The following is a 22,977-nucleotide window of genomic DNA, read 5'->3' as shown; positions in this document are numbered from 1 at the left end:
CTCGGGGTCGTCAGGAGTGTGACGGCGCGCAGGGCGCCGGTGTGACCGGCCGGCACCCCGGCCATGACGAGAGGGCCACGATGACCACCGAGACCACCACGCACGACTTCGCCCCCGAGGCGTCCACTACCCCGCACCTGCGGACGCTGACCTCCCGGATGACGAGCCCGGCGATCCTCGTGCCGGGCGCGGTGAAGCACCTGGCCGCGCTGGGTCAGCTGGTCCACGGTCAGGGCGTCCCGGCGACCACGCTCGAGCTGGTGCACCTCCGCGCCAGCCAGATCAACGGCTGCGGCTGGTGCATCGACTACGGGATGCAGCAGGCGCGCAAGGCCGGCGAGTCGGAGGACCGCCTCGCCTCGGTCTCCGCCTGGCGCGAGTCGCCCTACCTGTCCGACGCCGAGTGCGCGGCGCTCGAGCTGGCCGAGGCCGTGACGCGGCTCGCCGACAGCCCGGACCCGGTGCCCGACGTCGTCTGGGCGCGTGCGTCGGAGCACTACGACGAGCAGGGGCTCGCCGCGCTGGTGCTCTACGTCGGGGTGACCAACCTCTACAACCGCCTCAACGTGACGACCCGCCAGGTAACCGGCACCGGCTACTGAGCAGCCCCGACGGTCGGGCTTGTCGAGACCCGCCAAGCCCGACCAACGGCCGGCCGGATCAGTCCAGCCCCGGCCGCGGCGTCCGCCGAGCCTGCCGGATCCCGTCCACGGTGAGCAGCGCCAGCGCCACCCACACCAGCGCGAACCCGGCCCAGCGCGCGGCGGGCATGTGCTCGCCGAACACGAGCAGTCCCACCAGGAACTGGATGGCGGGAGCCAGGTACTGCAGCATCCCGACGACGGACAGCGGCAGACGCCGCGCCGCTGCACCGAACAGGAGCAGCGGCAGGGCCGTCACGATGCCGGCCGACATGAGCAGCAGCGCATGCCCGGTGCCGTGCCCGGTGAACGTCCCGGAGCTGCCGAGCCAGAGGATGTAGGCGAGCGCGAACGGCGTGGCGACCGCCGTCTCGACGGCCAGGCCGGGCAGCGCCGCGACGGTGCGGCCCACGCGGTTCTTCACGAGCCCGTACAGGCCGAACGACACCGCAAGGCACAGCGAGACCCAGGGCAGGCCACCCAGCCCGGTGGACAGCACGACGACCGACGCGGCGCCGAAGGCGATCGCGACCCACTGCGCGGGCCGCAGCCGCTCGCGCAGCACCAGCACACCGAGCAGCACGGTGACTATCGGGTTGATGAAGTAGCCAAGGGCGGCGTCGAGCACGCGGTCGCTGAGCACGGCGTACACATAGACGACCCAGTTGACGACGATCAGCGCCGCCGCGACGGCGAACGTGCCCAGGAGGCGCGGCGAACGCAGGGCGGTGCGGAAGTCACCGAGCTGGCGCAGCGCGGCGAGCGCGATCAGGCAGAAGAGCAGGCTCCACACGATGCGGTGCGCCACGATCTCCAGGGCACCCGCCGGCTGCAGCAGCGGGAAGAACAGCGGCATCCCGCCCCAGAGCAGGTAGGCCCCGATGCCGAGGGGCAGACCCCAGCGATCTTGTTGGTGTGTCACGCCGTCACGATAGGTCCCCCGCCCGCCGGCCCGGATCGCGGCGAGCCGTGTGGGGCGCGTCACCAGGCCGAGGCCTCTTTTCGATTTCTCGCGCGGGCCGGTTGGGGGCTATGGTTGAGTCCGTTCGCGGCGGATTACCCGAGCGGCCAAAGGGGGCTGACTGTAAATCAGCTGGCACAGCCTACGGGGGTTCGAATCCCTCATCCGCCACCGCGACGAGCAGGGCGTCATCCTCAGGGATGGCGTCCTGTTCTCGTTCCCGGCCGAGATCGAACCCGGTTCTCGAGGTCCCTCTTCCGCCGTGGCGTGGCCGAACGGCTGTAGACCGACAGCCCGGGACCAGTCCCTTTTGCGCCCGGTGCGCAGCCTGGCGAGCAGGGCGGCACAAGTCACACCCGATTCGATTTCACGCCAGGCCGGAGGGCATGTAGAGTCTTCCTCGCCGCCCCGATAGCTCAGTCGGCAGAGCGTCTCCATGGTAAGGAGAAGGTCAAGGGTTCGATTCCCTTTCGGGGCTCTGTGATCGACGCGGGGTCGTCCGTTTCTCTCAGCAGTGATACTGGTGAGGGAACAACGGCGGACGGCCTCGCGTTCAGTCACGCGCGGCGGGGTAGCTCAGCTGGTCAGAGCGCACGACTCATAATCGTGAGGTCGCGGGTTCGAGCCCCGCCCTCGCTACCAAGCAAGTACATCCGTTCGGCGTCCCTATGCCGGACGACGAGAAGACACATGGCGCCTCCCTCTCGAGGCGCGGAGGTGAGAGCCATGGCAAGCAAGAGTGCGGATGTCCGCCCGAAGATCACGCTCGCATGCGTGGACTGCAAGGAGCGGAACTACATCACCAAGAAGAACCGTCGTAACGACCCTGACCGCCTGGAGCTGGCGAAGTTCTGCCCGCGCTGTGGCAAGCACACGTCGCACCGCGAGACTCGTTGAGTTTTGGTGGCGAACGCTGACTTCGAGGGCCGGGTCTACCCGGCCAACGCTCCCTACTCCGTAGGTCGCGAGAAGATCCGCGAGTTCGCCAGTGCCGTCGGAGCCACGCACCCCGCGCACCACGATCTCGTGGCGGCGCGGGGTTCTGGCTATCAGGACCTGGTTGCTCCGCCGACGTTCGCCGTCGTCGTCGCGCAGCGCGCGGAGTCGCAGTACATCAGCGACCCCGAGGCCGACATCGACTTCTCCCGTGTGGTGCACGCGGACGAGCGCTTCACGCACCACCGCCCGATCGTCGCAGGCGACGAGCTGACGACGGTGCTGCACGTGGACCGGGTCGTCTCCCGGGGGGCCATCAGCATGGTGACCACCCGCTGCGAGATCTACGCGATACCGGAGAGCATCCAGGTGCCGTCCCCCGAGGCCGACAGCCTCGGCGAACCCGTCGCCACCGTCACGTCCACGCTGGCGATCCGAGGTGCGGACGCATGAGCCGCCCCGACATCGCTGACCTCGCCGTGGGCGACGTGATCGGCACGCGCGCGGTCACCTTCGACCGCGCGGCGCTCGTCCGCTACGCGGGTGCGAGCGGCGACCTCAACCCGATCCACTGGAACGACAAGTTCGCAGTGGGCGCGGGTCTGCCCGGCGTGATCGCGCACGGCATGCTCACCATGGGCACCGTCGTCGGCCTGGTCTCGGACTGGGCGGGCGACCCGGGGGCCGTCGTCGACTACCAGACGCGGTTCACCAAGCCTGTCGAGGTGCCCAACCCGGGTAGCGCGTCGATCGACGTCATGGGCACCATCGGCGCGATCGACACCGAGGCCGGCACCGTCCGCGTGGACCTCGCCGTCACCGTCGACGGGGCAAAGGTCCTGGGCCGCACCCAGGTGCTCGTCCGCCTCTGACGCTCCGGCGACCCGGTTCCAGGTCTTTACTTCACATGCGCCCCCGGATCGGGTGTGATTCTCTCGTCCCCATGTATGGCCGACGAGAGGATTTCCGCGTGACGTCACGACGGCGCAGCACAGCCCTGGCCGCAGCGGCCGGGCTGCTTCTTCCACTTATACCGCTCTCGGCGGCCGACGCCGCCCCGGCGGCCGCGCCCGACGGCGGTGTGGTCGCGTGCACCGCCGTCCTTGCCGCGGGCTCGCTCGACGAGGCGTTCTCGGCGGCGGCCGAGGCCACCGGAGTGCCGCAGGACCTGCTCAAGGCCGTGTCCTACATGGAGTCGCGCTGGGACCAGCACGCCGGCCAGGTCAGTGCCGACGGCGGCTACGGCGTGTTCAACCTCGCGAGCGACCACGCGCCCGGCCATGCGCACGGCGACGGCCTTCCGCTGTCAGAGATCATCGACAAGGAGGGCCCGGCGCGCGAGGGCACTCCCGAGCTCGTCCTGGCGGCCCGGCTCACCGGACTCAGCGAGGAGACCCTGAAGTCCGAGTCACGGGCCAACGTGTGCGGTGGCGCGGCGCTGCTCGCGTCGTACCAGGCCCAGGCGATACGCGACGGTGCCGTCGACGCCGAGCCGGCCGGGACGACGTCGGCCAGCCTGGGGGAGTGGGAGAACGCAGTGTCCCGCATGAGTGATGTCGAGGGTTTCGCTACACGGGTGTACACAATCCTCAGGGAGGGCGCGGGCGCGACCACTCCCGCCGACGGGGCGGCGATCCTCACGGGTAACCGGGACGTCGCCGTGCCGCGGGCCTCCAGCACGAGCGACCCGGAGACCGACTGCCCCGAAGAGCTCGGCTGCGAGTGGCTGCCCGCGCCCTACGAGAAGGCATCCCCGGACCTGCCCGACAACACCGACAGATTCGGCAACCACAGCCAGGCGGATCGCACGGGCGACGGTGGCCCGTCGCTCGACTACATACTGATCCACGACACCGAGACCGCCTACCAGCCCACGGTGAACCTGGTGCAGGACCCGACCTACCTGGCGTGGAACTACACCCTGCGCTCCTCGGACGGGCACGTCGCGAACCACCTCGACCCGGCCGACGTCGGCTGGCACGCGGGCAACTGGTTCATGAACATGCACTCCATAGGCCTGGAGCACGAGGGCTGGGCCGGCACGGGTGCCTGGTACACGGAGGCGATGTACCAGGCGTCGGCGGACCTCGTCCGGTACCTGGCGGCGGAGCACGGCATCCCGCTCGACCGGGCGCACGTCATGGGGCACGACCAGGTGCCTGGCACCCTGCCCGGGTCCACGAAGAACGTGCACTGGGACCCGGGCCCCTACTGGGACTGGGACCACTACTTCGAGCTGCTCGGCGCCCCCATCGGCGGTGACCTGGAGACGACGACGAACGTCACGCCGGGCGACGTGGTCGAGGTGCGCACGGGGTACGTCGACAACCCGAACACCGTGACGGGCTGCGAGCAGGCGTCGCCGGGCTCGGGCGCGTGCGTAGCGGGTGCCGGGACGAACTTCCGGTACCTGCACCAGTCGCCGTCGGCCGACGCGCCGCTGGCGAAGGACCCGGGCTGGAAGCCGGACGGGTCGAACGGGACCACGTACGCGAGCGACGTGAGCGCGCGCGTGCAGTCGGGGCACAAGCTCGTCGTCGACCAGGTGGAGGGTGACTGGCTGGGCGTGTGGTGGGCCGGTTCGCTGGCCTGGCTGCACAACCCGGCCGAGCGTCCGGTGGTCGTGCCGGCGACGGCGAAGACGGTCACCGTCGCGGGCGACGCCCCGGCGCCGGTCTTCGGCAGGGCCTACCCGGAGGCGGCGGCCTACGAGGAGCACCCGGGCGTCCCGGTGCAGCCGGTCACGCCGATCGAGTACCGGGTGGGCGTGGACCAGACCTACGCGGTGGCGGATGACCACGTGGCCTCGGACTACTTCCGGGCCGCCACGTTCGACGGTACGGGCCCGGGCGGCCGCACGGTAGTGCGCGGCGACGACGTCTACTACCAGCTCTGGCTGGCGCACCGGCACGTCTTCGTCAACGCGGCCGACGTCGAGATCCACGATCCCGTGGTGGCGGACGTGACCGGGCCGAGCATCGAGGGCCGGGCCAAGCCGGGGAAGGTCCTGCGCGCGGACGCCGGCACGTACCTCCCGGGCGAGGTGGACGTGGAGTACCGATGGCTGCGCGACGGCGAGCCGGTGCGCTGGGCGAAGGGTGACCGGTACCTGGTGACGGGCCTCGACCGGGGCGCTGAGCTCACCGTGCAGGTGACGGTCTCCGCGGACGGCTACACGTCGGCGACGTACACCTCGGCCCCGACGCAGGTCCCGCGGAGGTAGAACCAGGGCGAGACAGAACTGTGGCGAGGTAGAACCAGAAGTTCGGGTTCTACCTCGCCACAGCTATCTCGCCACAGTTCTACTTCGCGGGGCTGGGGTTACCAGTTCTGCGTGACGCCCGGCATGTTGCTCGGGAGCTTCACGTTCTTCGGGTGGTAGACGTACGTGACGCCGTCGGTGGACGTCTGCCACACCCGCTCGAAGTTCTCCCGCGTGTACACGACCCGAACCTCGTCGTTGCTCGCCTTGTTCGGGTCGTTGATGATCGGGTCACCGTCCGCGGTGAACCCGACCAGCACGACGAGGTGCCCGGGGGTGCTGTAACCCGCCTCGGGCATCTCCGCCTCGTCGAAGTTGATCGAGAAGGTGAGCGGGATACCCGCCTCGATGAACTTCTCGGCCTCCGCGAGGGAGCGCAGCCGGGTCACGAACGACTTCAGCCCGAACGTGCTGGCGTAGGCGGCGTTGAACGGCCAGTTGCCCGCACCCTCGTACGCGTAGTCCCAGGTGTTGATCGCGGCGTAGTCGACCTGCGGGTCGCCGTTGGGCGCGACGATGTCCTCCAGCTCCTTGGCCGGCACCTCGCGGCCGTAGGAGTAGATCACCATCGTGGACGACGTCGGCGAGCACCACACCTGGCCGCCGCCCCCGAACTCGGGGTACTCGCCGCGGTGGATGTTCTGGCTGTACTGCGGGACGTCGAGCGACACCTCGCGCCCGAGCGTGAAGTCGCTGGTGCCCGTGTAGTGCTCGTCGGGCAGGTTCTCGTTGGTCATGGTGCTCACCGACGCCAGGCGCGGCGAGACCTTGGCGCCCTGCGGCCGGTACAGCCTGGCCCGGGTCTGGAACGCGTTCGGCTCGAAGCCCGCCCTCGCGACGAACGTGTCGGTGAACAGGGCGGCGTCGGTGTCGCCCTGGCCGTTCAGGGAGGTGCGGTGGATGTCGCCGACGCGCCCGTTGGCGGGTGCGAAGTCGTCGCCAGACGCCCAGCGGCCCATCACGAACCACTTGGTCCAGGCCCCGTCAGCCTTGCGGCCGCGGAACTCCACCTCGACCCAGGTGCCCGTGGGGGTGTCGGCGTTCCAGGAGGGCACGGCCTGCTTGATCGGGTACCCGGTCTCGACGACGGGCGAGGTCCACGTGCCGGTCTCGTACGTGACGGGCGTGCCGTCGCCGTACGGGTCCGTGTAGTCCACGAGGTCACCGCCGCGGGGCAGGATGAGCCCGCCGTGGACGTCGAACCGCAGTCCGTCGCGTTCGCCCGCGAGCAGCTCCCGGCGCCCGTCCCACGAGGTCAGGGTGATCTGGTTGTCCGACGCCGTAGGGCTCACCTCAGCGCCCGCCGCCGACACCGCACCCGCCACGATCCCTGTTTGAACCACGAGAGCCCCCGTAGCCGCCAACGCGAACGCCCTCGTTCGCAGGTTGTTCCGTACCGGCATTCCAGCCTCCATGTCCCGGGCTCCCTGCTGGGGTGAGCGAGCCGTCGGGCCTTGCTTATCACGGTGGGCGGCGGGGCAGAAGGAAAGTGCCGGACAGTGCTAACCTCGGCGGCGATCCCACGGGTGCCTCACGCAGGGGCTGAGATCGGGCTGTACGGCCCGGGACCGTTGAACCTGTCCGGTTAACACCGGCGTAGGAAGCAGGAGTCTCATGATGGAGAAGTCCCAGTCCCGCACGCTCGCTTACCAGTACGAGCGCGACCACGAGCACGACGGCGGGTACAGCACACCGCAGGACGACACAGGTCTCCGGGTGCCGGTCACGGAGATCACGCTGGCGCCGTCGCCCGACGGCGCCCCGAACGAGCCGGTCCGGGTCTACCGGACGCAGGGCCCCGGTTCCGACCCGGTCCGCGGCCTCGCGCCGGCCCGCGAACCCTGGGTCGTGGCGCGCGGAGACACCGAGGAGTACGACGGCCGCCATCGGGCACTGGCCGACGACGGGCGCGGCGCACTGCGCCGCGGTGCCGCCAGCCAGGAGTGGCAGGGAGAACGACGTCGGCCCCGCCGGGCGCTCCCCGGCCGGACCGTGACCCAGATGCACTACGCACGCCAGGGCGTGATCACGCCCGAGATGCGGTTCGTCGCGGTGCGCGAGGGCTGCGACGTCGAGCTGGTGCGCAGCGAGGTGGCCGCCGGCCGGGCGATCATCCCGAACAACGTGAACCACCCGGAGTCGGAGCCGATGATCATCGGCAGGGCGTTCCTGGTCAAGGTCAACGCGAACATCGGCAACTCCGCCGTCCACAGCTCCATCGCGGAGGAGGTGGAAAAGCTCGAGTGGGCCACCAAGTGGGGCGCCGACACCGTCATGGACCTCTCCACGGGCGACGACATCCACACCACGCGCGAATGGCTCATGCGGAACTCGCCGGTGCCCATCGGCACCGTGCCGATCTACCAGGCCCTCGAGAAGGTCGACGGCGACGCCGGCGCGCTCACCTGGGAGATCTACCGCGACACGGTGATCGAGCAGTGCGAGCAGGGCGTCGACTACATGACGGTGCACGCGGGCGTGCTGCTGCGATACGTGCCGCTCACCGCCGACCGGGTCACGGGCATCGTCTCGCGCGGCGGGTCGATCCTCGCCGGCTGGTGCCTGGCGCACCACCAGGAGAACTTCCTCTACACGCACTTCGACGAGCTCTGCGAGATCTTCGCCCGGTACGACGTCGCCTTCTCGCTCGGCGACGGCCTGCGGCCCGGATCGCTCGCCGACGCGAACGACGCCGCGCAGTTCGCCGAGCTCGACACGCTCGCCGAGCTGACGAAGCGGGCCTGGGCCTACGACGTCCAGGTGATGGTCGAGGGACCTGGACACGTCCCGTTCCACCTGGTGCGCGAGAACGTGGAGCGGCAGCAGGAGCTCTGCGACGGCGCCCCGTTCTACACGCTCGGCCCGCTCGTGACCGACATCGCACCCGGGTACGACCACATCACCTCAGCGATCGGCGCCACCGAGATCGCCCGGTACGGCACCGCGATGCTCTGCTACGTCACGCCGAAGGAGCACCTCGGCCTGCCCGACCGCGACGACGTCCGTACCGGCGTGGTGACCTACAAGATCGCCGCGCACGCCGCCGACGTCGCCAAGGGTCACCCTGGCGCCCGCGACCGCGACGACGCCCTGTCCAAGGCCCGCTTCGAGTTCCGCTGGCGGGACCAGTTCAACCTGTCGCTCGACCCGGAGCTCGCCGAGGCGTACCACGACGAGACCCTCCCGGCCGAGGCCGCGAAGACCGCGCACTTCTGCTCGATGTGCGGTCCGAAGTTCTGCTCGATGCGGATCTCGCAGGACATCCGCGACGAGTTCGGCGGTGCACAGCACCAGACGGCGCTCGCGGACGCGGCGACGGCGGGGATGGCCCAGAAGTCGGCCGAGTTCCGTGAGACGGGCGGCGAGGTCTACCTCCCGGCCCCAACCCTCCGTCCCTGACACCCGCCCGTTGGTCGGGCTTGTCGAGGTCCCGACAAGCCCGACCAACGGGGGACGGCTCAGGGCATCGCGCTGAGGTCGGGCACCGGTCCCGAGGTAGTGCCCTCGACCAGCGTCACGGGCAGCACCACGGATGGAGGCTCCTCGCCGGCCAGCAGCGCGATGACGGCCAGGCCGAGCGCCCGGCCCTTCTCGACGAGCGGCTGATGCACGCTGGTGAGCACGTCGGGGGAGAGCCACGGCAGGTCGAGCCCGTCGAACCCGGCCACGGACACGTCCTCGGGCACCCGCAGCCCGAGCTCGCGGGCGGCGATCACGGCACCGGCGGCGAGCAGGTCGGAGTGGGCGATGATCGCCGTCGGACGGTCCCGGGCGGGCGCCCACTCGGAGAGGATCTCCGTGGCGGCGTCGCGGCCGTGCTCCACGAGCGAGGCCGGCGTCTCCCACGAGATGACGGGTTCGACGACGTCCCGCACGCCGGCCAGCCGGTTGCGGGTCGGCGTGCGTTCCGCGGCGGCGAGCCGGTCGGCGTCGACCAGCCCCGACCGCTCGTCCCGCCCGAACGGCAGCGTGATCTCCGCGATCCGCGTGTGCCCGAGCTCGACGAGATGCCGCACCGCCTCGGCGGCGCCCCGGCGGTCGTCGACGCTCACCACGGGGACGCCGGACACCTCGTTCCCCTCGCCGATCACGACGGGCACCCCCCGGCGCTGTAGTGCGGCGAGGTTCGGGTCGTCCTTCAGGGTGCCCCAGACGAGCACCGCGACGTCCATCGCGGCGGCCTCGACCAGCGGGTCGACGGCGGGCGGCAGCCCGGCCTCGGCGCCGAGCCCCATGGACTGGGTGGTGGCGCCCTGCGGCATACCCGGCACGAGCAGCACGCCGAGGCCCTGCTCACCGATAGCGGAGACCAGGCCGTGCAGCACCTGGGTGGAGACAGGGTCGCGGAACGACCTGCCGAGCTGGTCGCCGATCACCACACCGACGATCCCGGACCGTCCCGACCGGAGCTGTCGCCCGAGCGGGTTGGGGCCGGAGTACTCGAGCTCGCGTGCGGCGGCCAGCACCTTCTCCCGGGTCTCGGGGGTGATCGGTCCGGCGCCGGAAAAGGCGAGCGACGCGGTGGAGACGGAGACACCGGCCAGCTCGGCGACCCTCGCGAGGGTCGGTCGTACGTTCTGGCGGCTCATCGCGGGTTCCTTGTCTCTCACTCGGCACCAGTGGTGCGGGGCCCAGGAATCTGCTGGGCTGGTCCCAGATTGTGGCTTACGGTCGGGAGATTCAATCGCACCAAGGAGTTCAGTGCCTACTGCACACGCCGCCGCTCGTGCGGTCTTCGTCGTCTTCGCTGCCAGTGGGTTCGCCTTCGCGAGCTGGGCATCACGTCTGCCGGCCGTCCGGGACGGGCTTTCCTTCTCCGAACAGGAGATGGGTCTGCTGCTGCTCACGGGGTCCATCGGCTCCGTCGCCGCCATCCCGCTGTCGGGCCTGGTCGCCGAGCGGTTCGGTACCGCGCGGACGGTCCTGGGCTTCGCGTGCGTCGTCGTGGCCGGCCTGGCCGTGGCCGGCTACGGCGTCGCAACGGGCGAGCACCTCGCGGTGCGTCTCGGTCTGATCCTGTTCGGCGTGGGCATCGGGGTCTGGGACGCCGCGATGAACCTCGAGGGCGCCGCCGTCGAGCAACGCCTCGGTCGCGCGATCATGCCGGTCTTCCACGCCGGGTTCTCGTTCGGCACGGTGGTCGGCGCCGGCATCGGGATCCTGGTGGCCAACACAGGCGTCCCGGTCCTCTGGCACATCGTGGCCGCGGGAGCGGTGGCCCTCCTGTCGGTGGTGATCGCGGTCCGCTTCTTCTCCCCGAGTGTCGTCGGGGCGGCGCTGCCGGACGGCGCGGCGATGACCGGGGCGGGTAGTGCGGACGGCGCCGACCCGGGAGAGGTGACGCCGCCGTCGTCGGGAATGACGGGGCTGCTGGCCGCCTGGCGGGAGCCGCGCACGCTGGCGATCGGGCTCGTGGTGCTCGCCGCCGCCCTGACCGAGGGCGTCGCCAACGACTGGGTGGGCCTCGCGGTGGTGGACGGGTTCGGCACGTCCGACGGCATGGGCGCCGCTGGCCTCGCCGTCTTCCTCACGGCCATGACGGCCGCCCGGCTCGCCGGGACGCGGGCCATCGACCGGTTCGGCCGCGTGCCGGTGCTGGTGGTCTCCGCGGTGCTTGCTTTCGTGGGCGTGCTGACGTTCGCGCTGGTCCCGGTCCTGTGGCTGGCCCTGGTCGGCGTCGGCCTGTGGGGCTTCGGCGCGGCGATGGGCTTCCCGATGGGGATGAGCGCGGCGTCCGACGAGCCGAAGCGTGCCGCCATGCGGGTGGCTGCGGTCTCGACCATCGCGTACACCGCGTTCTTCGTGGGGCCCCCGCTGATCGGCTTGGTCGCGCACGCGACGGGCTACCGCCTCGCGGTGCTCGTGCTCCTGATCCCCATGGTGCTCGCGCTGGTCCTGGCGCGCTCCGTCCGGCCGCTGCCTACCGCGGCCGGTGTGAAGAGGTAGTGCAGGGCGACGAGCGGACGGCTTCGGCGGCAGGGCCTGTCAGGACGAGCACTGAACACGTCCGCCGACACCAAAAGGTTCCAGAATTGGCAGACATCACCCACGGCATGTCGAAGATGTGCACAAATCCAACGCGACAGGTAGATAGGCTTGCACGGTGAGCCCATACCCGGCAGACACCGTCCAGGCGCAAGCGGTGGCCCCAAGCCTCGCCGACCTCACCACACTCCGCGTGGGTGGCCCGGCAGCCTCGTTCGTCGAGGCCGAGGAAGAGGCTGCACTGATCGAGGCGGTGAGCACCGCCGACGACGACGGTGTGCCGCTGCTGGTCGTGGGTGGCGGCTCCAACCTGCTGGTGGCTGACGAAGGTTTTGACGGTCTCGTCGTGCGGGACACCCGCAGCGGCATCACCGTCGAGTCGGACGACTCCTGTGGCGGCGCCGTGGTGAGCGCCCCGGCCGGCCAGAACTGGGACGAGCTCGTGGAGCGCGCCGTCGCCGAGGGCTGGGTGGGTGTCGAGTCCCTGTCGGGCATCCCCGGGACGGTGGGCGCGGCCCCGGTGCAGAACATCGGCGCGTACGGCCAGGAGCTCTCCGGCGTGGTCTCGCTGGTCCGCACGTGGGACCGGGGCGAGCGGCGGGTGCGCACCTTCTCCGTCGGGCAGCTGGACTTCGGGTACCGCACGTCGCTGCTCAAGCGTTCGATGCACAGCGAGGGCCGGGACGAGGACCCGCGTGCCCCCTGGTACCCGTCGCCGCGCTACGTGGTGCTGGACGTGCAGTTCCAGTTCCGCCTCGGCACCCTGTCGGCTCCCGTGGGCTACGGCGAGCTGGCCCGTCGTCTGGGCGTCGAGGTGGGGCAGCGCGCCCCGATGAGGGAAGTCCGCGAGACCGTGCTGGGACTGCGTGGTGGCAAGGGCATGCTGCTCGATCGCCCGCCCTTCGGCGCGGAGCCGGACCACGACCGCTGGAACTCCGGATCGTTCTTCACCAATCCGGTGATCCCCGTCGAGCACCTCGCGCACCTGCCCGAGGACGCCCCTCGGTACCCGGTCCGTTCGTCGACGCCGGAGACCAGCACGGGCCCGAGCCTCGGTGCGATCGACCCGACGCTCGTCAAGACCAGCGCCGCCTGGCTCATCGAGCGGGCCGGCTTCGGCAAGGGTTTCGGCCTGGCAGGGGAGCGCAGCCCGGCGCGGCTGTCGACCAAGCACACGCTCGCGATGACCAACCGAGGCGGCGCCCGGGCCGAGGACATCGTGGCCCTGGCCCGGGCAGTGCGTGACGGGGTCCGCGACCGGTTCGGCGTGACCCTGGTCCCGGAGACGGTGATGGTAGGCGTCTCCCTCTGACCGACCGCCTCGGCGCGGGGAGGGTCAGTAGACGACTACCGGGGTGCCCGACGGCGCTCCCCAGGTGTCCCAGATCCAGTCCATCGCGCCGTTCGACACACGTACGCATCCGTGCGACGCAGGGAACGCGGGCACCGACGCCGAGCCGTGCAGCGCGATGCCGCCCGTGAAGAACTTGGGCCGCCACATGTCGCCCAGCTCGAGCGTCGACGAGTGCATCCCGTTCACCTCGCGGAACACGGCGAACGAACCGCGCGGCGTGTACGCGGTGTAGGTGGCGCCCTTCGCGTCGTAGGTCTCCCCGTTGCCGGACGACGCGTTGATGACCTTGACGACCTTGCCGTTCTCGACGGCCAGCACGAGCTGCCGGTCGATGTCTATCTCGAGCACCTTGCCCGACGACGTCTGCGCCTTGGGCACGACGCCGTCGTCCGCCGCGTTCCGCGTGGCGTCACCCACCACACCGTCGCGGTACAGGCCACCGGCCTTCTGCAGCGCGAAGACCGCCTGCTGCGTCTCGCCGCCGAACGCCTTGTCGACAGAGGTGACGAAGTAGCCGAGGTCCTGCAGCCGCTGCTGCAGCTTGCCCACCCGGGCGCTGACCTCGCCGTACTCGATGTAGTCAGGCTTCTCGGGCTCCTCCTCCTTCGGGTCCTTGTCACCGCCCTTGCCATCGGGCTTCCCCTCACCCTGTGACGTGCCGTCACCCTCGGACGACTCGTCGTCGCCCTTGTCGTCGCCTGGCTTCGCGGTGCCGTCGCTCTCGTCAGCACCGTCGCCGCTGGGCTCGGACGACGGCTCGCTCGCCGAAGCCTCCGGCTCCTGTTCCTCGGCGCTCGGCTCGGGACCGGGGGTGCTCTCCTCCGGGCTGGGCGAGCTCGTCGTCGCCGTGTCCGCAGGTGGCTCCTCGCCGCCGTCGCAGGCCGACAGCAGGCCCACGGTCAGCGCGACCGCGCCCAGCGTGCCAAGGACCCTCTTACCGACCGCCGTGCCCACACCATGGGCCGGCTTGCCGTGCATTACCCGCATCGTGACTCCTCCTCGACTGCACCTTCTGGGGGTGGTGGAGCAGCACCGCACTCGCGAGACGACGTCGTCCCCTCGCGAGTGTCCTGTATCTCCCACTGACGCGCGGGCGTCCGCGATGGTTGCGTCGGCCGATCGTCACCCGATCGTGATCGTGCCGCCCGCGGGGAGCGCGTCCAGGGTGTCAGCGGGATCAGGAGCTAGCAACCACGCGTCGACGGCCGCCAGGAGCCGTGCCTTGGTGCTCGACGACGCCCGGCTCGCCCGGATCGACGACGCCGCGAGCCCGGCGAGCTCCGGATCGGTGAAGCCGTGCGCGCTCCGCGCGATCTCGTACTGGTCGACGAGCCGCGTCCCGAACAGCAGCGGGTCGTCGGCGCCGAGCGCCACCATCGCCCCCGCATCCACCAGGGCGCGCAGCGGCACCTCGCTCGCCTCGCTGTACACGCCGAGGCCGATGTTCGAGCCCGGGTTCACCTCGAGGGCCACACCGCGCTCCACGATCTCGCCGAGGAGCCGCTCGTCCTCGGCGGCGCGCACGCCGTGCCCTATCCGGTCGGGAACGAGCTCCCGCATGACCTCGCTGATGTGGTCGGGCCCCAGCAGCTCGCCACCGTGCGGCACTGCCGCGAGGCCGGCGCGGCGCGCGATCTCGAAGGCGTGCCCGAACTGCGACGTGTCCCCGCGGCGCTCGTCGTTCGACAGCCCGAAGCCCACCACCTCGCCCACGCCGTCGCCCGCGTACCGGGCGGCGAGCCGGGCGAGCGTGCGCGCGTCGAGCGGATGCCTCATGCGCGACGCCGCGATGATCACGCCCACCTCGATGCCGTGCGCGGCGCTCGCAGCCTGGGCGGCGTCGATGACTATCTCGACGGCGGGGGTGATGCCGCCGACGAACGGGGCATAAGAGGTCGGGTCCACCTGGATCTCGAGCCGGCCGGAGCCCTCGGCGGCGTCGTCGGCCGCTGCCTCGTCGACCAGGCGGCGCATGTCGGCCTCCGAGCGCACGCATGCGCGGGCGGCGTCGTACAGGCGCTGGAACCGGAACCAGCCGCGCTCGGTGGCGGGCAGGCGCAGGGGGTCGTTGTCGATGAGCGCTTCGGGCAGCCGCACCTGGTACGCGGCTGCCATGTCGACGAGCGTCGGCACCCGCATGGATCCGGTGAAGTGGAGGTGGAGGTGCGCCTTGGGGAGGAGTGCGAGGTCGCGCATCTGCGTAGTCTGGCAAAGCGGTGCTCCGGCGGCAGCCGGGAACGTGATACTCCGCACTACTCACACATCCCGCCGTCCATCTTTGGTGTGCGTGCGCTCCGCTCCGTATCCTGAGAAGAACATGCCCCAGATAGCCGAAATGACTGATTTACTCGATGCGCAACCACGGACACCGGTGAACCAGTGAACGAAGAGACCACGATCGAGGACAACGCCGCAGACCATTCGGTGCACGTCGTTCTCGGCGGTAAGTACGAGCTGGTCGACGTTCTCGGCACTGGTGCGACGTTCACGGTCTACGAGGCGCAACGTGTCGCGGCCCCTGCGGGCCCGGAGCCCGCGGCGAGCGACGACGGCGACACCGACGGCGAGGCTGACGCTGACGAGACCGACGCCGACGAGACCGACGCCGACGAGACCGGGACCGACAAGGCCCGAACCGACGAGGCTGACGCGAGCACGAGCGAGGCCAAAACCGGCGAGACGTCCGACGACGAGACGTCCGGTGCCGACGACGCCGACACCGCGGCCGCCGAAACCACGACAGCTCCCGGGGACGCCGAACCGGCCGAGCCCGAGGTCGACCTCGACCAGCCGCTCGTGGTCAAGGTGCTGCACCCTCACCTGGTCGACGACCAGAACGCCCGCGACTCCCTGCGGCGCGAGGTCGATGCGTCGGCACTGGTGGACCACCCGGGCGTCGTGAAGGTGCTGGACTCGGGCGAGGACGACGTCGCGGGCGCGACCGTCCCCTGGACGGTCATGAACCGGATGGCCGGCGTCTCCCTGTCCGACCTCGCGGGCGACCACGGACTGCCCTGGCGCGACGCGCTGGCGATCATCGACGGCCTGCTGGAGGCGCTCGGCGCCGTGCACGCGGCAGGTCTCGTGCACCGCGACGTCGCGCCCCGCAACGTGATGGTCGACAAGCAGGCCGACGGCACGTTCGTCGTCGGGCTGCTGGACCTCGGGCTCACCCGGCCCGCGGGCGGCGACGGCGACGGCGCGACGGTGGCCGGTTCGGTCATCGGGATGTCACCGGAGCAGGCCCGGGGCAAGCCGCTCGACGCGCGCAGCGACATCTACGCCGTCGGTGCGCTCGCGTACTACACGCTCACGGGGCACGCGCCCTACGAGCGAGCGCAGGCGGAGGACGTCCTGCGGGCGCACGTCAACGCGCCGGTACCGGCGGCCTCGGCGCGTCGTGCTGCCGTCCCGGCGTCCGTGGACCGCCTCGTGTCGCGTGCCATGGCCAAGGACCCGGGCCGCCGGTTCCCGACTGCCGAGGCGATGCGCGGGACCGTGACGATCCTGCTCGGCGGCCCCGCCGGCCGGCTGGGCAACAGCGGCGAGACCATGCAGCTCGGCGTGGGTGCCGGTGGTACCGAGGTGATCGACCCGGTCCTCGGTGCGGGCGCCGGCTCGGGCACCATGAAGCTGGGCCAGGTCGACGAGGGCACCGAACGGACAATGATGGTCGGCGCCGTGGGCGCCGCGGCCGTCGGAGCGGGTGTCGCAGGGGCGGCAACCGCGGCCGGGGCCGATGGTGCGCCCGGCGCGGCGCCGACCATGGTGTCCGCGCCGCCCTCGGTAGGGCGGCCGCCGATCGGTCCTTACCCGGCGGTGCCGGAGGAGGAGCGGAAGTGGTGGCACGCCCTGACGACCGGGCGCGGCCGCGTGGTCACGATCATCGTGTTCGCGCTGCTCGTGTTCGGTGGTGCGGGTCTGGTGATCGCGAACATCCTCAACAGCCAGGGCACGCCGACGCCCACGCCGACCGTCAGCACGATCACTGACGATCCGACGCCGACACCTTCGTCGTCGCCCGTCCCGAGTCAGTCCGACAACACCGACGACGACTTCACGCCGACGCCGACCCCCACGCCGACGCCTACCCCGACGCCGACGCCCACCCCGACGCCAACGCCCACCCCGACGCCCACCCCGACGCCGACGCCTACCCCGACGCCTACCCCGACGCCCACCCCGACGCCGAGCCCGGACGTGACGCCTTCCGACGAGCCGGTCGATCCGACGGGCGAGCCGACCGGCGGGGGAGAAGCGGGCGGCGACCCGTCGGCGCCCGCCGACGGCGCGGGTCGCTAGACCGCTCCCCGGGGGCGGTCCGGCGACCGGCGGTCAGGCGATCCAGCCCCGCTCCCTGGCCACGGTCACCGCTGCCGTGCGGTCGGCGACGCCGAGCTTGGCGAACGCCCGGATGAGATGCGTCTTGACCGTCGCCTCCGTGATGGACAGCTCGCGTCCGACCTGTGCGTTCGACCGGCCGAGCGCCACGAGCGCGAGCACCTCCGCTTCTCGGGCAGAGGGCCGTTCCGCGGAGCTGCGTACCGAGCTGACCAGCCGGGTCGCCACGCTGGGCGCCAGCACGGTCTCGCCCCGGGCCGCCGCACGGACCCCCGCGACCAGCTCGGCGCGGGGCGTGTCCTTGAGCAGGTAGCCGGTTGCCCCGGCCTCGACGGCGCGCAGGATGTCGGCGTCGGTGTCGTAGGTGGTCAGCACCACTACGCGGGGTCCGGTGCCCACTATCCCGGCGGTCGCGGCCACGCCGTCGAGCACCGGCATCCGCAGGTCCATGAGGACGACGTCGGGCCGCAGCGACGCCGCGAGGGCCACCGCCTCCTGCCCGTCGGCGGCCTCGCCGACCACCTCCAGGTCGTCCTCGACGCTCAGCATGCCCGCCAGGCCCGACCGCACCACCGGATGGTCGTCCACCACCAGCACCCGGATCATCCCGCCACCCCCTGTGTCCTCTCGTGTTCTCCGGTAGCGGTGCGTGCCGCAGTGCCGACCTGCCCGTCGACCGGTACACGGGCACACAGCGTGGTGCCGCCGTCGTCCCCCGGCCCGACCGCCAGCGTGCCGCCCGCCGACCGTAGGCGCTCCCGCATCCCCGCCAGCCCGAACCCGTCGACGGCTTCCGCGTCGAACCCGCGCCCGTCGTCGGACACCGTGAGCGTCACCTCTCCCTCCGCCTGCCCCAGCCGCACGACGACGGAGCGCGCCTGCGCATGCCGTCGCACGTTCGCGAACGCCTCCTGCGCTGCCCGCAGCAGCACCACCTCGACGGTCGGCGACAGCGCCCCGACCCGGTCCGTCTCCACGGCTACCGCCAGGCCGGTCTCCTCGGCGAACCGGCTACCGAGCCGGCCGAGCGCCTGGGGGAGCGACGCGTCCTGCAGCGCCACGGGAGCGAACGCCGCCACCAGGGCGCGGGCCTCGGCGAGGTTGTCGCGCGCGGTGTCCTCCACGACGTGCAGCCGTTCGCGCACGGCGACGTCGTCCCCGACGTCGAGGGCCGCCGTCGCGGCCTGCGCCTGCATCACCACGCTCGTGAACCCCTGGGCGAGCGTGTCGTGGATCTCGCGGGCCAGGCGCTCGCGCTCGGCGAGGACCCCCGCCTCGTGGCTGGTCAGGGCGAGCTGCGTCTGCGTGGCGTGCAGCTGGCCGAGCAGCCGCACCTGCTCCTCCGCCCGGCGCATCGCCACGTGGAACCACAGCCCGAGCCCGATCGCGAACACGAGAGTGACCAGCATCTGCGGCACCACCTCGCCCATGACCGCGAGGTCGAAGGCGTACCGCGACGAGATACCGACCGACACCGCGACCGTCAGCGCGACACAGCCGACCACGCCGTGCCGTATCGACTCCAGGAGCATCCACACCTGCGCGAACGCGATGAACAGCAGGAGCGACGCCACGCCGCCCTGCGACACCGTCACCCCGGTGCCGGCCACCAGCACCACCAGGTACAGCACGGCCAGCCGCTGGTTCCGGGTCCGGGCCGCCCGCGCACCCCACAGCACGTAGGCCAGCACGATCACGCCCATCGCCGAGTACGCGACGGCGAGCTGCGTTCCCCGCGTCCCGTCCAGCACCAGTGCGACGGCGGTCAGCGCGACGATCACGCCGAACGCGGCGTCCCACCACCGCACCTGGTCCTCCCACCCGGCGTACAGGCGCTCCAGGCCCTGGTCGCCGTCCGCCTCGTCCCGGTCGGCCGCGTCGCCCGCTGTCTCGTCAGCCGTCATCGTGCCGCCGCCACCGGAACGTCCGCGTGCCGATCACGAGCCCCACCACCAGCCATGCCGCCAGTACAGCAGCCGTCGCGCCGGACTGCCAGGCCCCGGACGGCTCCGCCGCGGCGAAGGCGTCCGGCAGGAACACCGACCGCATGCCCTGCGCGATCCACTTGAGCGGGAACAGGGACGACAGGTCGATCATCCAGCCGGGCAGCTGGCTGAGCGAGAAGAAGACGCCGGACGTGAACTGCAGGACCAGGAGCGGCGTGACCACCACCGCGCTCGCGGACCGCCCGGAACGGGGCACCGACGAGTACGCGACCCCGCACACGGCCCCTGCCGCCGTGCCGAGCACGAACACCCAGGCGAACGTGGCCCAGCGTTCCGGGTCGTCCGGCAGCGGGACGCCGAAGGCGAGGGCCGCTACCGCGAGCAGCAGCGCTGTCTGTGCGAGCACGGTGACCAGCGACAGGAACACCTTGCCGAGAAAGTACGACGTCGCGGGCAGCGGCGTGGCACGCAGACGCTTCAGCGTCCCGTCGTCCCGCTCGACGGCTATCGACATGGCGAGCGTCTGGTACGTCGAGAGCATGACGCCCGTCGCGACCATGCCAGGCAGGAAGTACTGCGCGAAGCTGACCGTGACGCCGCCGGCGACGATCGGGTCGTCGTCACCGAACACCGTCGCGAAGATCGCGAGCATGACTATCGGATAGGCGAACCCGAAGACCACCGAGTCGCGCTCGCGGACGAACTGCAGCAGCTCGACGCCGCCGCGCACCAGCCCCAGCCGCAGCACGCCGGGCAGCCGCTTCCGCTGGTCGACCCCTCTCCGCTGGTCGAGCTTGTCGAGACCCGTCGCCTCCGTCGCGCCCATCACGCCGCCTCCCTGCCCTGGTCGTCGACATCGATGCCGTCCACGGGTGCCTCGCCGATCAGCGAGAGGTACACGTCCTCGAGCGTCGGCCGGGTCACGGCCAGGCCGGGCACCTCGCCGTCAGGTCCGGCGCTCGCGATCAGCCGGGCGACGGCGGCCGTGGGCCGGTCCGTCCGCTCGGTGCGCCGCACGTCGCCGTCGTCCCATGCGACGACGGGTGTGCGGGCCTCGGAGCCGCCAAGGGTCTCGGGAGTGCCCGAGGCGACCACCACGCCGTCACGCACGACCACCACCCGGTCGGCCAGCTGGGCCGCCTCGTCGAGATAGTGGGTCGTCAGGAGGATCGTGGTGCCGTCGTCGCGCAGGCTCGTCACGAGGTCCCAGAAGGACCTGCGGGCCTGCGGGTCGAACCCTGTCGTGGGCTCGTCGAGGAACAGCAGCTCTGGTCTGCCCACGATGCCGAGCGCCACGTCGAGCCGGCGCCGCTGCCCGCCGGACAACCCGCGGGTTCGCGCCCGGGCCTTCTCCGCGAGCCCCACTGCGGCGATGACCTCCGCGGGGTCGCGCGGGTCCGGGTAGGACGCCGCGGCGGCCCGCACCTTCTCCAGGACGGTGAGCTCGCTCATGTCCCGCGAGTCCTGCATGACGACGCCGATCCGGGCCCGCCAGGCGCGTCCGGCGTGCCGGGGGTCCTCGCCGAGCACCGCCACCTCGCCGTCGTCGCGGTCGCGGAAGCCCTCGAGGATCTCGACAGTGGTGGTCTTGCCCGCGCCGTTGGGGCCGAGGACCGCCACGATCTCGCCCGTGGCGACGTCGAGGTCGAGACCTGCGACGGCGTCCTTGTAGCCGGCGCGTGCGTTGCCGTAGCGCTTGCGGAGGCCGCGTACTCGCACGGCCAGAGGGTCGGATGTCTGCATACCGTCGAGCATGCTCTCGCCGACGTCCCTGGCGGGACGCCCGTTCGGCTGCACCTGCTGTCCACCGTTCGATGGACACCGTTCGATGGACACCGCCCCTGCGAACCCTTTGGCACTCCGTTGGTCGAGCCTGCCGAGACCCCTGCCGAGACCCCTGCCGCCGTCGCTCGGAACGGGTTCGACCTACAGCGTTGGGTACCGTACAGTTGTGCCTCGGTGATCGATCCTCACCTGAAGTGGCGTGCCTCTCCGGAGGTTCGTGTGAACACTTGACAAGGGATCGAACGCAGAGGGTAGTGGCGCAATTGGTAGCGCAGCGGTCTCCAAAACCGCAGGTTGCAGGTTCGAGTCCTGTCTACCCTGCCAGCGTGAACCCCAGCGGGGCCGCGCGCAGCGGGCCCACGTGAGTGGACCTGGCAAGCCAGTCCGCGCCAGCCGGCGCGCCGGGCCACAGGAGTGGGGTAGCAGTGAGCGACACCGAGGTGATCCAGAGCGCTGCGGAGCGTCCGAGCAAGGGCAACGGCAATATCTTCGCCCGAATCGTGCTCTTCGTGCGCCAGGTGGTGGCCGAGCTCAAGAAGGTCGTCTCGCCGACGCGCTCCGAGCTCATGACGTACACGACGGTGGTGCTGGTCTTCCTGGTCGTGGTCATGTTCTTCGTGGTGGTGCTGGACTACGCGTTCGGCATGCTCGCGGGCTGGGTCTTCGGCTGATCCGGTCGTCCGCGACGGCACGTTGACGCGGCCGTAGACGATCTCGACCACGGTCGACGTCGGTCCGGGTGCGCCGGACAAGCAGATGGGGCACGCTGCGCAGTACTTCGCTGTGACCGTTCTCGCCTGTTGCTGATTGTCGCTTCGCGGCACTTTCGCGCGACAATGGGCGAACACAGCTCGTAGAAGTACGCACACACGTGCCGGGCGTAGCCCCGGCGCACGAAGAGAAAGCAGGTTCGTTTCGTGTCCCAGGACTCTCTGGACCAGACGGAGAACGTCTCGCCGACCGACGGCGACGATGCAGCCGTCGACGTGCCCCTGGACGCCGAGAACGCCGACGTGCCTGCGGACGCCGAGACTCCGGTCGACACCGACGCCGAGACCACGGACGAGGGCGAGGTCGAGGGCGAAGCCACCGACGAGCGCACCGTCGACGCCGACGGTGACGTCATCGTGGACGAGGTCGAGGAGTTCAAGCGAACCCTCCGCGGACAGTCCGGCGACTGGTACGTCATCCACTCGTACGCGGGTTACGAGAAGCGCGTGAAGACCAACCTCGAGAACCGCATCCAGAGCCTCAACATGGAGGACTACATCTTCCAGGTCGAGGTTCCGATGGAAGAGGTCGCCGAGATCAAGAACGCACAGAAGAAGATCGTGAGCCGGGTGCGGATCCCCGGTTACGTCCTCGTGCGTATGGACCTGACCGACGAGTCGTGGGGCGCCGTACGGCACACCCCGGGCGTCACGGGCTTCGTCGGGCACACGCACCAGCCGGTGCCGCTGAACCTCGACGAGATCTACTCGATGCTCGCGCCGTCCATGCTGCAGCAGCCGTCGCAGGCGGGCCAGACGGCCGCCGGTGGTGGCGCGTCGACCGGTGGCAAGGCCCCGGTCCACGTGGACTTCGAGGTCGGCGAGTCGGTGACCGTTACCGACGGTCCGTTCGACACGCTGCCCGCCTCGATCTCCGAGATCAACGTCGAGGCCCAGAAGCTCAAGGTCCTCGTCTCCATCTTCGGCCGGGAGACCCCGGTCGAGCTGGGGTTCAACCAGGTCGCCAAGATCTGACCGTTCGTCCCTCAGCATTTG

Annotated in this window: 20 protein-coding genes, 4 tRNA genes and 1 riboswitch; of the genes, 15 read left to right on the top strand and 9 right to left on the bottom strand. The window is 70.9% G+C overall.

The window, feature by feature from the left end:
• Positions 1 to 80: 80 nt before the first annotated feature.
• Complete coding sequence (locus tag AB0F70_RS04775) at positions 81 to 602, top strand: carboxymuconolactone decarboxylase family protein (RefSeq protein ID WP_357444029.1); 522 nt, start codon at positions 81 to 83, stop codon at positions 600 to 602.
• Positions 603 to 660: 58 nt separating this feature from the next.
• On the opposite strand, the gene rarD is transcribed toward AB0F70_RS04775, so the two are convergent.
• On the bottom strand, positions 661 to 1,563 hold the full coding sequence (gene rarD / locus AB0F70_RS04770) for an EamA family transporter RarD (RefSeq protein ID WP_357444027.1): 903 nt from the start codon (positions 1,561 to 1,563) through the stop codon (positions 661 to 663).
• 128 nt (positions 1,564 to 1,691) lie between these two features.
• On the opposite strand from rarD, the gene AB0F70_RS04765 reads away from it, so the two are divergent.
• From AB0F70_RS04765 to AB0F70_RS04735, 7 genes are all read left to right on the top strand, one after another.
• Positions 1,692 to 1,773: transfer RNA gene (locus AB0F70_RS04765), tRNA-Tyr, on the top strand.
• Positions 1,774 to 2,007: 234 nt separating this feature from the next.
• Positions 2,008 to 2,080, top strand: a tRNA-Thr gene (locus AB0F70_RS04760).
• An 87-nt stretch (positions 2,081 to 2,167) separates the two neighbouring features.
• Positions 2,168 to 2,244: transfer RNA gene (locus tag AB0F70_RS04755), tRNA-Met, on the top strand.
• 84 nt (positions 2,245 to 2,328) lie between these two features.
• On the top strand, positions 2,329 to 2,499 hold the full coding sequence (gene rpmG / locus AB0F70_RS04750) for a 50S ribosomal protein L33 (RefSeq protein ID WP_013837798.1): 171 nt from the start codon (positions 2,329 to 2,331) through the stop codon (positions 2,497 to 2,499).
• Positions 2,500 to 2,505: 6 nt separating this feature from the next.
• Entirely contained in the window at positions 2,506 to 2,991 is a 486-nt protein-coding gene (locus AB0F70_RS04745; protein WP_357444024.1) for a MaoC family dehydratase N-terminal domain-containing protein, read from the top strand.
• A complete protein-coding gene (locus AB0F70_RS04740) occupies positions 2,988 to 3,410 on the top strand; it encodes a MaoC/PaaZ C-terminal domain-containing protein (RefSeq protein WP_357444023.1) in 423 nt (140 codons plus the stop codon). The genes AB0F70_RS04745 and AB0F70_RS04740 overlap by 4 nt, the downstream gene beginning before the upstream one ends.
• Positions 3,411 to 3,508: 98 nt before the next feature.
• On the top strand, positions 3,509 to 5,761 hold the full coding sequence (locus AB0F70_RS04735) for a peptidoglycan recognition family protein (protein ID WP_357444021.1): 2,253 nt from the start codon (positions 3,509 to 3,511) through the stop codon (positions 5,759 to 5,761).
• Positions 5,762 to 5,859: 98 nt separating this feature from the next.
• On the opposite strand, the gene AB0F70_RS04730 is transcribed toward AB0F70_RS04735, so the two are convergent.
• Complete coding sequence (locus AB0F70_RS04730) at positions 5,860 to 7,143, bottom strand: C39 family peptidase (protein ID WP_357444019.1); 1,284 nt, start codon at positions 7,141 to 7,143, stop codon at positions 5,860 to 5,862.
• A 171-nt stretch (positions 7,144 to 7,314) separates the two neighbouring features.
• A riboswitch (TPP riboswitch) is annotated at positions 7,315 to 7,420 on the top strand.
• On the opposite strand from AB0F70_RS04730, the gene thiC reads away from it, so the two are divergent.
• Positions 7,415 to 9,199 carry a phosphomethylpyrimidine synthase ThiC gene (gene thiC / locus AB0F70_RS04725; protein WP_357444017.1) on the top strand — a complete coding sequence of 595 codons (1,785 nt, stop codon included), beginning with the start codon at positions 7,415 to 7,417 and terminating at the stop codon, positions 9,197 to 9,199. Its footprint overlaps the riboswitch before it by 6 nt.
• A 59-nt stretch (positions 9,200 to 9,258) precedes the next feature.
• Here the strand turns inward: thiC and AB0F70_RS04720 are convergent, their stop codons facing one another.
• Positions 9,259 to 10,389, bottom strand: coding sequence for a LacI family DNA-binding transcriptional regulator (locus AB0F70_RS04720; protein WP_357444015.1), 1,131 nt, complete (start codon positions 10,387 to 10,389; stop codon positions 9,259 to 9,261).
• Between the two features lie 112 nt (positions 10,390 to 10,501).
• On the opposite strand from AB0F70_RS04720, the gene AB0F70_RS04715 reads away from it, so the two are divergent.
• Both AB0F70_RS04715 and AB0F70_RS04710 read left to right on the top strand, forming a co-directional pair.
• Positions 10,502 to 11,746, top strand: a complete 1,245-nt coding sequence (locus tag AB0F70_RS04715; protein WP_357444013.1) for an MFS transporter — start codon at positions 10,502 to 10,504, stop codon at positions 11,744 to 11,746.
• A gap of 157 nt (positions 11,747 to 11,903) precedes the next feature.
• Entirely contained in the window at positions 11,904 to 13,097 is a 1,194-nt protein-coding gene (locus tag AB0F70_RS04710) for a UDP-N-acetylmuramate dehydrogenase (RefSeq protein ID WP_357444011.1), read from the top strand.
• Between the two features lie 24 nt (positions 13,098 to 13,121).
• Here the strand turns inward: AB0F70_RS04710 and AB0F70_RS04705 are convergent, their stop codons facing one another.
• Positions 13,122 to 14,126 carry a L,D-transpeptidase family protein gene (locus AB0F70_RS04705; protein ID WP_357444009.1) on the bottom strand — a complete coding sequence of 335 codons (1,005 nt, stop codon included), beginning with the start codon at positions 14,124 to 14,126 and terminating at the stop codon, positions 13,122 to 13,124.
• A 135-nt stretch (positions 14,127 to 14,261) separates the two neighbouring features.
• On the bottom strand, positions 14,262 to 15,335 hold the full coding sequence (locus AB0F70_RS04700) for an adenosine deaminase (protein WP_357444007.1): 1,074 nt from the start codon (positions 15,333 to 15,335) through the stop codon (positions 14,262 to 14,264).
• A 183-nt stretch (positions 15,336 to 15,518) separates the two neighbouring features.
• Here AB0F70_RS04700 and AB0F70_RS04695 point away from each other — a divergent pair, with 183 nt between their 5' ends.
• Positions 15,519 to 17,441, top strand: coding sequence for a serine/threonine-protein kinase (locus AB0F70_RS04695; protein WP_357444005.1), 1,923 nt, complete (start codon positions 15,519 to 15,521; stop codon positions 17,439 to 17,441).
• Between the two features lie 33 nt (positions 17,442 to 17,474).
• On the opposite strand, the gene AB0F70_RS04690 is transcribed toward AB0F70_RS04695, so the two are convergent.
• From AB0F70_RS04690 to AB0F70_RS04675, 4 genes are read right to left on the bottom strand one after another with little or no spacing between them, the layout of a single operon-like run.
• Positions 17,475 to 18,086: a response regulator transcription factor gene (locus tag AB0F70_RS04690; protein WP_357444003.1), complete on the bottom strand. Its 612-nt coding sequence runs from the start codon at positions 18,084 to 18,086 to the stop codon at positions 17,475 to 17,477.
• Positions 18,083 to 19,384, bottom strand: coding sequence for a sensor histidine kinase (locus AB0F70_RS04685; RefSeq protein WP_357444001.1), 1,302 nt, complete (start codon positions 19,382 to 19,384; stop codon positions 18,083 to 18,085). The genes AB0F70_RS04690 and AB0F70_RS04685 overlap by 4 nt, the downstream gene beginning before the upstream one ends.
• Positions 19,374 to 20,252 (bottom strand): ABC transporter permease, encoded by an 879-nt coding sequence (locus AB0F70_RS04680; RefSeq protein ID WP_357444077.1) that lies wholly within the window; start codon positions 20,250 to 20,252, stop codon positions 19,374 to 19,376. Before AB0F70_RS04680 ends, AB0F70_RS04685 begins: the two co-directional genes overlap by 11 nt.
• Positions 20,252 to 21,169 (bottom strand): ABC transporter ATP-binding protein, encoded by a 918-nt coding sequence (locus tag AB0F70_RS04675; RefSeq protein WP_357443999.1) that lies wholly within the window; start codon positions 21,167 to 21,169, stop codon positions 20,252 to 20,254. The genes AB0F70_RS04680 and AB0F70_RS04675 overlap by 1 nt, the downstream gene beginning before the upstream one ends.
• Positions 21,170 to 21,459: 290 nt before the next feature.
• On the opposite strand from AB0F70_RS04675, the gene AB0F70_RS04670 reads away from it, so the two are divergent.
• The 3 genes from AB0F70_RS04670 to nusG all read left to right on the top strand — a co-directional run bounded on the left by AB0F70_RS04670 (position 21,460) and on the right by nusG (position 22,956).
• Positions 21,460 to 21,535, top strand: a tRNA-Trp gene (locus AB0F70_RS04670).
• Between the two features lie 101 nt (positions 21,536 to 21,636).
• Entirely contained in the window at positions 21,637 to 21,882 is a 246-nt protein-coding gene (gene secE / locus AB0F70_RS04665) for a preprotein translocase subunit SecE (protein ID WP_357443997.1), read from the top strand.
• 246 nt (positions 21,883 to 22,128) lie between these two features.
• Positions 22,129 to 22,956, top strand: a complete 828-nt coding sequence (nusG, locus tag AB0F70_RS04660) for a transcription termination/antitermination protein NusG (RefSeq protein WP_357443995.1) — start codon at positions 22,129 to 22,131, stop codon at positions 22,954 to 22,956.
• Positions 22,957 to 22,977 lie beyond the last annotated feature (21 nt).

The organism is Promicromonospora sp. NPDC023805 (assembly GCF_040639635.1).
Lineage (GTDB): Bacteria > Actinomycetota > Actinomycetes > Actinomycetales > Cellulomonadaceae > Promicromonospora.
The sequence above is the reverse complement of the archived record's forward strand: the minus strand, read 5'-3'. Positions and strand labels throughout refer to the sequence as shown.